The sequence below is a fragment of the uncultured Cyclobacterium sp. genome (assembly GCF_963977555.1).
Taxonomy (GTDB): Bacteria; Bacteroidota; Bacteroidia; order Cytophagales; family Cyclobacteriaceae; genus Cyclobacterium.
The window spans coordinates 93,992-107,637 of the sequence record NZ_CAXBPD010000017.1 but is presented as its reverse complement, the minus strand read 5'-3'; the positions used below and the strand labels follow the sequence as shown (position 1 = coordinate 107,637).

Below are 13,646 nucleotides of genomic sequence, written 5' to 3'. Positions count from 1 at the left end.
TTATATACTGTATTAACTTTTGATTACCAACGAACCTGCATGCATATCATTTAAAAAATCGATGTCTGGATAACCCAAATATTACTTTAAATTTGTGGAGTAATCTGGTACCTCTTTTCATACTGCTTAAAAAGTTATGCAATTAGAAATTCAAATGCGCACCTTCCGTAAACCACTCCTTCTAGGGCTATCTCTTATTCTTGGTGTTTTACTTACCCTTCCCGCTAATGCTGCTCAGTACAAAATCAGTTTGCTGACCTGTGACCCAGGAGATGAACTTTATTCCACTTTCGGACACACTGCTGTACGGATTTTAGAATTGGAAAGTGGGCAGGACCTGGTATTTAACTACGGAACATTTGATTTTAACACGCCTTTCTTTTACATAAAATTCATGCGAAGGACTTTAGATTACCAACTATCCCTGACCACCACGGAGAATTTTTTACGTGAATACAATTATTTCAAACGAAATGTCAGAGAGCAGGAACTTAACCTTTCACAAGAGCAAAGCCAAAAGATCGTAGCCTTCCTACAAACCAACTACCAACCTGAAAACAGAAAATACAGGTATGATTTCTTTTTTGACAATTGTACCACCAGAATCACAGACATGATGGAAACGGTATTAGGAGAATCATTGAAATGGAATTATCCCAGTGAGAATAAAAACAAAACATTTCGAAACCTGATTGATGAATACGTTTACACGCTACCTTGGTCTGACCTGGGTATAGACTTGGCCCTTGGCGCAGTGATAGACAGAGAAGCTACTGAAGCGGAAAAAGCATTTTTACCGGATTACCTTGAAGCGGCTTTTGAACGTGCCACGATCATAGGCGACGGGCCTGAGCGACCCCTTGTTAGTCAAAACAACTTGATATACGATTTCCCAGAAACAAGGGGAACGGGGATAAACCTAGTCAATCCTTATGTAATCTTTTGGACGTTTGCCATTTTGGTAGGTATACTGACATTTATAGGTTTTAAGAAAAAGCGATTGTTTAAGGGCTTCGATATAACCCTATTCACTGTCTTGGGCTTGCTTGGGATATTGATTGTTTTCCTTTGGTTCTTCACGGCACATTCTCAAACCAAAAACAACTGGAACCTATTTTGGGCATTTCCAGGTCATTTGTATATCGCCTATTTATTGTTCCGAAAACCCAACAAAGCGATTCTGAAAACGTTGTTATTAGCCGCAATGATTTTGGCTGATATAGCATTAATTATATGGATACTGGGTTTTCAATCCTTTCACCCAAGCATCCTTCCATTGCTACTTATTGTTATTCTCAGGACAAACTTTCTGTATTACAACCTGGGTAGGTTTAGTACTTTAAATAAAAGGACCTGATCTATAAAACTATTCAGCACCCATCTGACGTTGTAGGTATATAATTCAAGAATAAATGAGCTTCAATATTATTTCAGATTATGTCCCCACTGGAGACCAGCCCAAGGCTATTCAAAAATTGGTTGAAGGTGTAAATGCGAATGAACCCTCCCAAGTATTGCTTGGGGTAACAGGTTCGGGAAAGACCTTTACCATTGCCAATGTCATTCAGCAGGTTCAGAAACCTACTTTAGTCTTAAGCCATAATAAAACCCTGGCGGCTCAATTGTACGGTGAATTCAAACAGTTTTTCCCTGACAATTCGGTTGAGTTTTTTATAAGCTATTACGACTATTATCAGCCAGAGGCTTTTATACCTACAAGTAGTACCTATATAGAGAAAGACCTTGCCATCAATGAAGAAATTGAAAAGTTAAGACTATCTGCAACATCTGCATTACTATCTGGGAGAAGAGACGTAATTGTGATCGCCTCTGTATCCTGCATTTATGGTATTGGTAACCCTGATGAGTTTGGTAAAAACGTGATAAAAGTTCAGGAAGGAGACCGGGTGCCAAGAAATCAGTTTTTATTCAGACTCGTAGAGATTCTATACAGCAGGACTTCGGGAGACTTCACTAGAGGAACTTTCCGGGTAAAAGGAGACACTGTAGATATTTTTGTGGCTTATGGAGATTTTGCCTATAGAATATTTTTCTGGGGAGACGAAATAGAAGCCATACAAAGGGTGGATCCTGAGAGCGGTAAAAAATTATCAGACGAAAAATTAATCACCATCTTCCCTGCCAACTTATTTGTAACCGGAAGGGATGTTATCGATACAGCCATACACGAAATCCAGGATGACCTTGTCGCTCAGGTGGGGGCATTTGAGCGAGACATGAAACTAATGGAGGCCAAAAGGCTGAAAGAAAGAACAGAGTTTGACCTCGAAATGATTCGAGAGCTAGGTTACTGCTCAGGAGTGGAAAACTATTCCAGGTATTTCGATAGAAGGCTACCTGGTACTCGGCCTTTCTGCCTTTTGGATTATTTCCCTGACGACTTTTTAATGGTCATCGATGAAAGCCATGTCACCTTACCACAAGTAAAGGCAATGTGGGGTGGAGATAGGTCCAGAAAAACCAACCTGGTAGATTACGGATTCAGGCTCCCTTCAGCGCTAGACAACCGACCTTTAAAATTTGATGAATTCGAAGCCCTTACAAGTCAGGTCATCTATGTTAGTGCAACCCCAGGAGATTACGAATTAAACAAATCCGAAGGCGTGGTAATCGAACAAATTATCCGTCCAACAGGTCTTTTAGATCCAGTAATTGAAGTTAGGCCTAGTGCGAATCAGATTGATGACTTACTGGACGAAATTGACCAGACTATAAAAAATGGATTCAGGGTTTTGGTAACCACACTTACCAAAAGGATGGCTGAAGAGCTAGATAAGTACTTGGCTAAAGTGGGTGTTAAATCAAGATACATTCACTCAGAAGTCAAACCACTCGATAGGGTGGAGATATTGAGAGAGCTCAGGTTAGGAATTTTTGATGTTTTAGTAGGTGTGAATCTTTTGAGAGAAGGGTTGGACCTACCAGAAGTTGCTCTGGTTGCTATATTCGATGCCGACAAGGAAGGTTTTTTACGAAATGTGAAAAGTCTGGTTCAAACGATTGGACGGGCCGCTAGAAACTCAGAAGGAAAAGTGATCATGTATGCGGATAAAACGACCGAGAGTATGCAATTTGCCATAGAGGAGACCAATCGAAGAAGGGCCAGACAGATCGCTTATAATGACGAAAATGACATCACTCCGACGACTGTAATCAAATCACGTGATAAGATCATGGGCCAGACCAAAGTTGCTGACAGTAAGAAAAATGCTAAGATATATGTGGAGAATAACCCAGAAGACATAGACATAGCGGCGGATCCAGTTATTCAATATTTGAGTAGGGAAAAACTCGAGAAGCTAATTACGCAAACCCAAAAAAGAATGGAGGCAGCGGCCAAGGAATTAAACTTTATGGAGGCAGCAAGGTTGCGAGACGAATGGATGGGATTAAAGAAAAGACTGGACATCATAAACGTAGGCAAGTAAATGAAAATTTTAAAAGGCATCCTTCTAATAGCAAGTTGCTTACTTTTAAACACCGCCAATTTACAGGCCCAACAGGCTGGTGGCAGTTTTCTAGTAAGTGCGGGCATGGATTTGATAAGAACAGATTTGCACAATATCCTTGAAAGAGCACAATTTGGAACTGAGGTCAATTATTTTTATCGCCATCAGCTGTCTTTTTCAGGGGGTTACGAATTCAATATCAATCACCCCAATCAAGTAACTGTAGGCTTAAGGTACTATCCGCTAGAACCCATATTTCTTCGTGCCCGTGCGCTTTTGGGTAATGGTGCAGATCTTGGCCTTGGAGCTGGTTATACCTATAACTTAACCTACAGGCTCCGATTGGAAGGTATTACAGACTATTATATTCAGCGGCAGGCACTTGGAGTAAGGGTCGGCCTCGCGTTTTTGATAAACTAAAAAAAATGACCCTACAGGACATTACAAAACTAGCTCAAAAAGGAGAAGGCCTGCATGTGGAATTCAAAAAGAAGGCTGCTCACCCTGAGAAAATCGTCAAAGAAATGATAGCGATGGCCAACACCGATGGTGGTTACTTACTGTTAGGCGTCGATGATGACGGTACAGTAAGCGGGCAACGTTATATTGAAGAAGAAGTATATGCAATGGACAAAGCAATCAAAGAATTGATCCATCCACCTATGCTGGTGGAGCGAAGTATCCTGGCGATCAATCAAAAAAAGGGCGTGGCAATCTACAAGATTTTAAAAAGCAATGATGCCCCCCATTTCACTTTAGAAGAAAAAAAGAGAAAGGCCTATGTGAGGGTTGCCGACAGGAGTATTCAGGCCAGCAGAGAGATGTGGGAAATCATGAAACGAAAAAAAAGCCCTAAAAATGTAATTTTCAAATATGGGAAAAAGGAAGAGTTACTTATGAAAGCCTTGGCCACACAACCTTATATAACGCTGAAGGAATTCATGGCCATGGCCCGCATACCGGTATACATCGCTTCCAGAACGCTTGTGAAACTTGTACTTGCCAATGTTTTAGAGATCATTCCGCAGGAGTCTGAGGACAAATTTATCACTAAAGCGAATCATTTGTACTTATAGCCTCTACTACTTCCCAAACAAGGTCCGGTTCAAAACCCCTAAAGACTAAAAAACGGACAACCTTGGTTTTTCTCTTGTACAAATTCTCTTCATTAGTAAGCTTCCATTTTCTTTCAGCAAGGTGTAGCAGGGTGTCCTGGTATTCCTCAGGTGCCAATAGCTCCAGCCCTTTCTGTATCAATTGATTAGGTATGCCTCTCATCTTCAACTCTTGACGAATTCGGATTCTCCCCCACCTTTTCAGATTAAACCTACCCTTAACAAAGCTTTCAACAAATCGCTTTTCATTGATGAAATCCTGATCTTGGAGCGTTTGTAAAATCTTTTCTCTATCCCCCATTTCTAATTCCATTTCATCTAACTTGGAAACCACTTCAGAAATGGCCCGTTCCTGATACGCACAATAACCTGCTATTTTTTTTAGCGCTTTAGAATAGCTACTTTTCTTTTTTGAACCTGAATCCATATTTCCTTTTTCTGGAACTGACATTTTACGTAATTTTAACTTTTGGTACATTAACAGGATAATCCTGACCAAATATATAAATCTAAATAGAAATATCATGCGAAAAAAAATTGTTGCTGGTAACTGGAAAATGAATTGCTTACTTGAAGAAGGTCAAAAACTTACTTCTGAGATAGTAAACATGATAAATGACGAACCAATTAAGGACGTTAAAGTAATCTTAAATCCTCCTTTTGTTCATCTTCATGGAGTAAAAAAACTTATAGCAGGTGTTGACAGCATTGCGCTAGGTGCTCAAAATTGCTCAGACAAAGATGCTGGTGCTTATACTGGAGAGACTTCTGCTGCTATGCTGGCCTCATTTGGTGCTGAATTTGTAATCATCGGTCACAGTGAAAGAAGGGCCATGTTCAATGAAAGTAACGAATTGCTGACAGAAAAAACCAAACAAGCGCTTTCTAATAATTTAACTCCGATTTTCTGTTGTGGAGAACCTTTAGAAATTAGAGAGGAAGGAACGCATGAAGATTATGTAAAAAAACAGCTGACAGAAAGCCTGTTTAAATTTAGTGAAGACGAAATAAAAAAATTAGTTCTTGCTTACGAACCAATATGGGCCATAGGAACAGGTAAAACTGCTTCTTCTGATCAAGCACAAGAAATGCATTCCGCCATTCGTCAGCACCTTGCCTCAAAATATGGTGAAGCTGTAGCTGAGGGAATTTCTATTCTTTATGGAGGAAGTTGCAAACCAGACAATGCCAAAGAAATATTCTCCAAGGCAGATGTAGATGGTGGATTAATAGGTGGAGCCTCATTAAAATCCAGGGATTTTGTAGATATCGCAAAATCTTTCTAAACCCACTCCTTACTAGTGAGGACAATTGCCCGGGATCTAATATGCCTGGGCACTTTTATATTTTTCAAATCAACACGTTTCGTCCATGGAATACTTAGAATTTAAAATTAGCTGTAAGGAAGAGTACAGAGAAATTCTGATGGCCGAATTGGCAAATATAGGCTTTGATTCTTTCTTGGAGACGCCAATTGGCTTTGACGCTTACATCCTGCAAGAGGATCAAGTAGAAGAATTATGGCAGGGGGTAATTAGCCAATATCAACAAGAAGCTGAGATCAAAATCGAAGCAGGTGTATTGGCCAAAATTAACTGGAACGAGGCTTGGGAAAAAAACTACGATCCCATATCCGTTGGAGACATGGTGTACGTGAGGGCTACTTTCCACCCTTCCAGAGGCAATGATCACCAGCATGAAATTGTAATTAACCCGAAAATGTCCTTTGGGACAGGGCATCATTCCACAACTTACCTTATGCTCGAATGGCAAAATGAAATAAGCCATGAAGGAAAAATAGTAATGGATGCCGGTTCAGGAACAGGAATATTGGCAATAATGGCCATGAAGCTGGGCGCTGCTAAAGTCACTGCCTTTGATATAGATGAATGGAGTGTGGAAAATGGGAACGAAAATTTTGAAATCAATGATTTCCATGACCTTTCCATGCAGATAGGTGACATAAGGTCAGTAGAAATAGAAGAGTCTTACGACCTTATTCTCGCCAACATCAATAAAAATGTATTGTTGGATGAAATGGAAGTTTATGCGGCTAGACTTTTGCAAGGGGGTAAATTACTTCTAAGTGGGTTTTACGACACCGACATAACTGATATAAGCCAAAAAGCAGCAGAAAATGGGTTGCGACCCTTAGGTGAAAAGATCCGCAATAAATGGACCTCCCTATTGTTTGAGAAAGCCTGATTTAGAAAGGGAAGTAATGCGATAAACCCGCATAACAGGTTTTAACCTCAAATCTCACAAGGTTAAATGCAATCCGCATAGATTGATTTGCAACTGCAACAAAAAAAGAGACGGTAAACAATGAATTGCTTCCGTCTCTTTAAATTTTATTGAAATTACTCACTTCTAAAACTTCGGATCAACCGCTTCATGGTTTTTCCTTATCTTATTTTGGAATAATATATTTTAATTTTAATTTGATCCTTATCCACAACAAATTCTTTCAAGGATCGCTTAAAAGCATCATAGGTCACAACGCCACTTTCAGTACTTGGTGTATTTGGGTATAAAAACAAATCTGTTTTCACCAGACCTGAGCGATACAGCGCATTCACATAGGAAGTAATCTGGTTGGAATAAACACCCGTTTCAGTATTAAAGGCCAAACCTGTTTGGTTACCGGTCACCGGAACAATATTTCCATCTTGATCAAAACCTGTTTGGGTATTGTTTTCTCCTTGCACAGCCACTTTTGACCCATCAAAATCCCTTCTATAGAATTCACCGCCATCGGTTGCAAAATACATGACTAGCGCACCATAAGGATTTTTACCTTCTGGATATTCGTCTACCGGACCTACCTCAAGCAAAATCTGGTTGAAGGTAACATTCTCTAGGGTATCCAAAAATTCATGCAAAGGGTCCATGTCTAGCTTGAGCAGCATCCCTAAGCCAGCTTTAACACCAACTTTATCACCTGCCACATCATAGGCAACATTTTTCTCATCTATCTGCTCTGTAACCGTTCCCTGCCTGTCACTGATAACCTGATTAAAATGCCTTGATTGTATAGTGTTTATAGGATACGAGGTTGACACCGTATCCCCATCGTAATGGTAATACATGGTAATGCCTGTCCCCCCGCCGATGGCCAAAGAAATGGATGTGTTTTGAGCTGGATCTCCTTTGATAACAATTCCCGGAAAATACGCTCTAAAGGCAAAGATATCATCGAAGGCAGGATCTTGGGAAGTAAGTTTACCAAAAAGCTCCGCTGCAAAATCTGGATTAAGATCCATACTCACCTGATTGACAGTATCAGCTTGCAATAAGAAGGAACCTTCCGCCAGGGTAGTGTTTTCTTCAAAATCAAGGGCATCAAAACTGTAATAGGTAGTATCTTCTATGGCCTCTAACAATCTATGCACTTTGAATTCCTTTTCTACCTCAAAATCATCGGCAATTAAGTCAACAATATTGAAGTTAAAGATCGCGGAATCAAATATGGCATTGTCATCGGGTAAAGTTCCTCCGGGATTGAAGGAAAGCCTACTATAGCCTATTGATTCGGTAGTACCAAAAATATCGCTATGGTCACCCCCCACTACCAATCGACTCTGATTTGTAGTATTGAGAGAATCTTCCAATACTAAGAAAGAAGATAGGGATATTTCTTCATAAAATACCCCTATCTGATTGGATCCTGGATCCAAAACCAATCCGATTTCGGATGGATCGGAACAAGCTCCGGCAAAAATAACAATTGAGCACAGTGCCCCGAGAAATTTAACCCGCAAGGTCTGTGTAGATATTGTAATAGCTTTCAAAAAGCTCGTCTTGTTCATCACTATTAATTTCAAACTGTTTTTCTTTAGATGATTCTTGTATCATGGCAGCCAGGCTTTCGGAAATGTCCTCACCCTTAACAACAACGTCCGCATATTCCATTCCCAGTTTTACAAATCCTTCATAGTCTTTGGACTTCAATGGGGCAAGAAGCGTGTCATCGATATCCACCATTTTTATTTTATCGAATAAGTCGTCTCCAAATTTATGACTAAATCCGTTATTATAAATGGCATATATAGATTTTGTTTCTTTGAAAAGAGGCTCATTTTTGTAAGTTGTTTTTAGATACAGCGGTATAAGGCTGGTCATCCAATCATTACAATGAACTATATCAGGCGCCCAGCCTAATTTCTTAACGGTTTCTAGTACTCCTTTACAGAAGAAAATGGCTCTTTCGTCATTGTCTTCGTAAAATTTATTCTGCTTGTCAAAGAAAACGCTTTTCCTTTGAAAATAGTCTTCATTGTCTATAAAATAAACCTGTAATTTGGCATTTGGAATAGAAGCAACTTTAATTATCAATGGTTTCTCCTCCTCACCTACTGATATATTGATACCTGAAAGCCTTACAACCTCATGCAACCTGTTCTTTCTTTCATTAATCAATCCGAATCTAGGTACCAAAATTCGGATTTCCATTCCTTTTTCCTGCATTGCTTGGGGCAGGGCTCTTACAAAATTAGCAACTTCAGAAGTTTGAAGAAATGGGTTAATTTCGCTTGCTACGTAAAGGATACGAAGTTTAGACATATCGTGTGTGTTTAATTAAGGGATATAACGGGACTACAAATTTACAAAAAAATCAGCAATTTCCATTGTTTTTATTCAGAATAATATACTTTTGCACCTATTTTCCTATTCCATTTCAAAACAGGCCTTGGAAATACACGAAACGATACCTTCTGTAATACAGCACTTAAAGGGTTTTAAAAGCCTTGATAAGTCCATTGGTCTTGTCCCTACTATGGGGGCTTTGCACAGTGGTCATTTAGAATTGATCCGCCAGTCTAAAAAGAAAACGGATCTTACCATTGTGTCCATTTTCGTCAACCCCATTCAATTTAATAACTCCGAAGACCTGCAGAAATACCCAAGGACCTTAGATGCTGATTTAGCCATTTTAAGAGAAGAAGGTGTAGACGTCGTTTTTGTGCCTTCCGAAAAGGAAATTTATCCTAAACCAGTATTGATGAAATTTGATTTTGGGTCAATGGAACAGGTATTAGAGGGCAGGTTTAGACCTGGACACTTTAACGGTGTAGCCGTAGTTGTTTCCAAGCTATTCCATATTCTCAAACCCGACATTTCTTTTTTTGGCCAAAAAGATCTTCAGCAAGTCACCGTCATTCAAAAAATAGTGAGCGATCTTTCATTTGATATAAAAATAGAAGTTGTCCCAACCATTAGAGAGTCTGATGGATTAGCCCTTTCATCCAGAAACCAAAGGCTCAGCAATGAAGGTAGAGAAACTGCACCTACCTTGTACAAAACCTTAACGAAATGTAAGGATGAACTTTTAAGTGGTGGAGATTGGTTGAACATTAAAGACAAAGCCATTGAGGAAATTCTATCTCCTCACAACATAATCCCCGAGTATCTGGAAATGGTAGAAACAATTAATTTCACTCCCATCCAGAACCCATTACCCGGAAAACCGTTCGCCATTTGTATCGCGGCACACATAGAACAAGTACGACTAATAGACAATATTATCATTCGTGCTAGTCACATCTAACTAATGACATGCAAATCCAGTTATTAAAATCAAAAATTCACCGGGTAAAAATTACCCAGGCAGAACTTCATTATGTAGGCAGCATCACCATTGATGAGACCTTAATGGAAGCAGCTAATATTATCGAAAATGAAAAAGTTCAGATTGTAAACATCAACAATGGTGAACGCCTTGAGACCTATGTCATCAAGGGAGAGCGGGATTCAGGTCAAATCTGTCTCAATGGCCCAGCAGCGCGTAAAGCGCAAGTTGGAGATGTAGTTATCATCATTTCCTACGCAAGCATGGATTTTGAAGAAGCTAAAAAATACAAACCCACTATAATTTTCCCTGATGGCCAAAACAAATTGATTTGAGCAATCGGTTAATCAACAGCCTTCAAGCAATCGTTCCCTTATTAGCGGCACTTTTGATCTTTTATTACCTCTACCGAGATATTGAAAGCGAAGTCATTTTAGAAGCGCTTAAGGGGACGGACCTTTTGTGGTTTTCCGCTGCCATGTTTATTGGCTTGCTAGGCTTTTGGCTCAGGGCTTGGAGATGGAAGAACTTAATTGCTACCAAAGAAACCATCCACGTAAAGACAATCCCGATTTTCTGGTCCTTAATGTTTGGCAATTTAGTCAACCTAATTTTCCCGAGAGCTGGAGAAGTGGCCAGGTGTGGAGCTGTTAGAAAAAACTACCCTATCAAATTTGGTAAAATCTTCGGTACAGTGGTCCTGGAAAGAACAATAGACATGCTTTTCATGCTATTTATTATTGCCTTGGCCTTCTTACTAGAAGGAAGCATTTTTATTGAAATTTTTAATAATCTAGTTTCTATCGACGCAATCACAGCTTTCGTTGTCGAATACTTCTATTGGGCATTCTTCTTCTTTTTTATTTTGTTGGTTTTGGTTGCATTTGCGTATCAAAAATTCAAAAAGACTGCCTGGTTAGGCAAACTTCGTCAGTTTGCACGACAATTTGTCAGTGGCTTAGAGACACTTATCCATATGGAAAATAAAGTTGGATTTTGGGTCGTCACTTTTTCAATTTGGATAATTTATTTTTTAATGATGTATTGGATGGCCTTGTCCATACCTGCTACCCACACATTATCAGCCACTTCCGTCTTGATGGTGTTGGTAATGGGCAGCATAGGAATGATCGCCCCCGTTCAAGGAGGCATAGGCACCTTCCATGCAATGGTTGCATTCATCCTACTTTACTATGGTGTATCAGAGGAGCAGGGCAAGATATTTGCGATGCTAGTTCATACCTCTCAGATCATGATTGTTTTAATTCTGGGTGGGATTAGCTTTCTTTACCTTTTCAGGAAGAAGGAAGTAACCTTGAATGTATAAATTCGTTTAGAAGAAAAAATCAAGTAATTAAAATAGAAAATGGGAATTATACTAATTGTAGTTGTTTTTGCAATTCTTGGCTATGTTGTTAGTAACAAGCTTAAGAAAAAGTTTAAAAAGTACTCACAGGTTTCTTTAAAAGCCAATCTATCCGGTAAAGAAATTGCGGAGTTGATGCTAGCGGATCACAACATCCATAACGTAAAAGTCAATTGTGTTGAAGGACAGTTATCTGATCACTACAACCCAATGAACAATACAGTAAATCTAAGTACTGACGTTTATTATGGCAGAAATGCTGCTGCTACAGCTGTGGCAGCCCACGAATGTGGTCATGCGGTACAACATGCAAATTCTTACGCTTGGTTGAAACTGAGATCAACCTTGGTGCCTATTCAAAACATAAGTGGTAAAATATTAAACGTGGTATTGATTGCCTCCCTTTTTGGAGGAATAGCTTTATTTGGCCTGCCTTACGAAGCCGTAGGGGTAGTGGTAGTAGGTGCTTATAGCATGTTAACACTTTTCAGTGTTATAACCCTACCAGTAGAATTTGATGCTAGTAACCGAGCTTTGGCATGGGTTAAGCAGAGAAACGTAGTAACACCTGAAGAATATGACATGTCCAAGGATGCATTGAAATGGGCTGCTATGACTTATGTAGTTGCAGCATTGGCCTCAATGGCCACTCTAGCTTATTATATGTTCATCTTTTTCGGTAACAGGGACTAGTTGAAATAACTTATTTTAAATTAATTAAAGGGGCAGCGTTGCCCCTTTTTTATTTTTCGGGTATATCTATTAGGCACTAAACCCAAAAGGAATGGAATTCATTGATTTGAATGATCGCAAAATTCCACAATAAGCCATGGTTTAGGTAAAAATTTAATTAATATCAATTCAACTACTATTATTGGTAGGGACTAATGAAAATCTATCTAAGGATTCAACTATTGTCGCATTGTGAAGCATTAAATTAATTCAGAAATATGGATTTTGAACTGAACGAAGAGCAACTGGCCATAAAGGAAGCGGCTTCAGACTTTGCCAAAGCAGAACTTTTACCAAAAGTAATCGAAAGGGACATCAAAGGGGAGTTTCCTAAAGAATTGATTGCAAAAATGGCTGAAATGGGCTTTATGGGGATGATGGTTCCTCCAGAATTTGGAGGAGGGGGGATGGACACCCTTTCTTACGTTATTGCGATGGAGGAGATATCTAAGGTCGATGCCTCGGCTGGTGTCATCATGTCTGTAAACAACTCTCTTGTTTGTTGGGGTTTGGAAAAATATGGTACAGAAGCGCAAAAAGAAAAATACCTTACCCCACTGGCCTCTGGCAAACGCCTCGGTGCATTTGCCTTGTCAGAACCTGAAGCAGGATCTGATGCCACCTCTCAAAAAACTACGGCCGTTGACAAAGGCGATCATTACCTCATTAATGGTACAAAAAATTGGATAACGAATGGTTTTTCTGCTGATTTCTACTTGGTGGTGGCCCAAACCAACAAAGAGAAAGAACATCGTGGAATATCAGTATTCATAGTTGAAAGAGGATGGAAAGGTTTTGATGTCGGTAAAAAGGAAGACAAAATGGGCATTCGGGCTTCTGATACCTGCTCTTTGATGTTTACGGATATGAAGGTTCCCAAAGAGAACAGAATAGGTGAGGAAGGTTTTGGTTTTAGATTTGCCATGGAGACATTAAATGGTGGACGTATTGGAATTGCTGCTCAGGCACTTGGTATCGCTGCTGGCGCATTGGATCTGTCCGTAAAATATGCCAAAGAAAGAAAGACTTTCGGCAAACCTATCAGTGAACACCAAGCCATTCAATTTAAGCTGGCAGACATGGATACAGAAATAGAAGCCGCCCGCTTGTTATGTTATAAAGCTGCCTTAAAAAAAGACAAAAATGAATCCTATGTAAAATCGAGTGCAATGGCCAAATTGTACTCTTCAAAGGTAGCCATGAAAACCACAATTGAGGCGGTACAGATTCATGGTGGTTATGGTTATGTGCGAGAATACCACGTTGAGCGAATGATGAGGGACGCAAAAATCACACAAATCTATGAAGGGACCTCAGAAATTCAAAAAATAATTATATCCAGAAAGCTTTTAAGCTAATTGTATAAGTAGTAGAAAATTAAAAATATATAGTAA

14 protein-coding genes are annotated in these 13,646 nt (G+C 39.5%); 11 read left to right on the top strand and 3 right to left on the bottom strand.

The annotated features are described in order from the left end of the window. Positions 1–136 precede the first annotated feature (136 nt). The 4 genes from AAC073_RS19025 to AAC073_RS19010 are packed head-to-tail and all read left to right on the top strand — an operon-like array spanning position 137 to position 4,546. On the top strand, positions 137–1,357 hold the full coding sequence (locus tag AAC073_RS19025; protein ID WP_339925394.1) for a DUF4105 domain-containing protein: 1,221 nt from the start codon (positions 137–139) through the stop codon (positions 1,355–1,357). A gap of 55 nt (positions 1,358–1,412) precedes the next feature. After that, the gene (gene uvrB / locus AAC073_RS19020; protein WP_339925393.1) at positions 1,413–3,449 is read left to right on the top strand and encodes an excinuclease ABC subunit UvrB; all 2,037 of its coding nucleotides are present in this window, start codon (positions 1,413–1,415) and stop codon (positions 3,447–3,449) included. After that, the gene (locus AAC073_RS19015) at positions 3,450–3,890 is read left to right on the top strand and encodes a hypothetical protein (RefSeq protein ID WP_339925392.1); all 441 of its coding nucleotides are present in this window, start codon (positions 3,450–3,452) and stop codon (positions 3,888–3,890) included. Between the two features lie 5 nt (positions 3,891–3,895). After that, positions 3,896–4,546, top strand: coding sequence for an ATP-binding protein (locus tag AAC073_RS19010; protein WP_339925391.1), 651 nt, complete (start codon positions 3,896–3,898; stop codon positions 4,544–4,546). Here AAC073_RS19010 and AAC073_RS19005 read toward each other — a convergent pair. Further along, positions 4,521–5,036, bottom strand: coding sequence for a regulatory protein RecX (locus AAC073_RS19005; RefSeq protein ID WP_339925390.1), 516 nt, complete (start codon positions 5,034–5,036; stop codon positions 4,521–4,523). The two genes, AAC073_RS19010 and AAC073_RS19005, sit on opposite strands and share 26 nt — an antisense overlap. A 73-nt stretch (positions 5,037–5,109) precedes the next feature. Between AAC073_RS19005 and tpiA the strand changes: the two genes are divergently transcribed. Both tpiA and prmA read left to right on the top strand, forming a co-directional pair. After that, on the top strand, positions 5,110–5,871 hold the full coding sequence (tpiA, locus tag AAC073_RS19000) for a triose-phosphate isomerase (protein ID WP_339925389.1): 762 nt from the start codon (positions 5,110–5,112) through the stop codon (positions 5,869–5,871). Positions 5,872–5,956: 85 nt separating this feature from the next. Continuing rightward, positions 5,957–6,790 carry a 50S ribosomal protein L11 methyltransferase gene (gene prmA, locus AAC073_RS18995; protein ID WP_339925388.1) on the top strand — a complete coding sequence of 278 codons (834 nt, stop codon included), beginning with the start codon at positions 5,957–5,959 and terminating at the stop codon, positions 6,788–6,790. A gap of 200 nt (positions 6,791–6,990) precedes the next feature. On the opposite strand, the gene AAC073_RS18990 is transcribed toward prmA, so the two are convergent. Both AAC073_RS18990 and AAC073_RS18985 read right to left on the bottom strand, forming a co-directional pair. Then, positions 6,991–8,394, bottom strand: a complete 1,404-nt coding sequence (locus AAC073_RS18990) for a DUF4270 family protein (protein WP_339925387.1) — start codon at positions 8,392–8,394, stop codon at positions 6,991–6,993. After that, positions 8,336–9,148, bottom strand: a complete 813-nt coding sequence (locus tag AAC073_RS18985; RefSeq protein ID WP_339925386.1) for a glycogen/starch synthase — start codon at positions 9,146–9,148, stop codon at positions 8,336–8,338. The genes AAC073_RS18990 and AAC073_RS18985 overlap by 59 nt, the downstream gene beginning before the upstream one ends. Before the next feature lie 127 nt (positions 9,149–9,275). On the opposite strand from AAC073_RS18985, the gene panC reads away from it, so the two are divergent. The 5 genes from panC to AAC073_RS18960 all read left to right on the top strand — a co-directional run bounded on the left by panC (position 9,276) and on the right by AAC073_RS18960 (position 13,610). Beyond that, positions 9,276–10,133, top strand: coding sequence for a pantoate--beta-alanine ligase (panC, locus tag AAC073_RS18980; protein ID WP_339925385.1), 858 nt, complete (start codon positions 9,276–9,278; stop codon positions 10,131–10,133). Between the two features lie 8 nt (positions 10,134–10,141). Then, positions 10,142–10,489, top strand: coding sequence for an aspartate 1-decarboxylase (gene panD, locus AAC073_RS18975; protein ID WP_339925384.1), 348 nt, complete (start codon positions 10,142–10,144; stop codon positions 10,487–10,489). Beyond that, positions 10,486–11,481: a lysylphosphatidylglycerol synthase transmembrane domain-containing protein gene (locus tag AAC073_RS18970; RefSeq protein WP_339925383.1), complete on the top strand. Its 996-nt coding sequence runs from the start codon at positions 10,486–10,488 to the stop codon at positions 11,479–11,481. Before panD ends, AAC073_RS18970 begins: the two co-directional genes overlap by 4 nt. A gap of 39 nt (positions 11,482–11,520) precedes the next feature. Further along, positions 11,521–12,213 (top strand): zinc metallopeptidase, encoded by a 693-nt coding sequence (locus tag AAC073_RS18965; protein ID WP_020890660.1) that lies wholly within the window; start codon positions 11,521–11,523, stop codon positions 12,211–12,213. A 257-nt stretch (positions 12,214–12,470) separates the two neighbouring features. Beyond that, complete coding sequence (locus tag AAC073_RS18960; RefSeq protein ID WP_339925382.1) at positions 12,471–13,610, top strand: acyl-CoA dehydrogenase; 1,140 nt, start codon at positions 12,471–12,473, stop codon at positions 13,608–13,610. Positions 13,611–13,646: the final 36 nt, after the last annotated feature.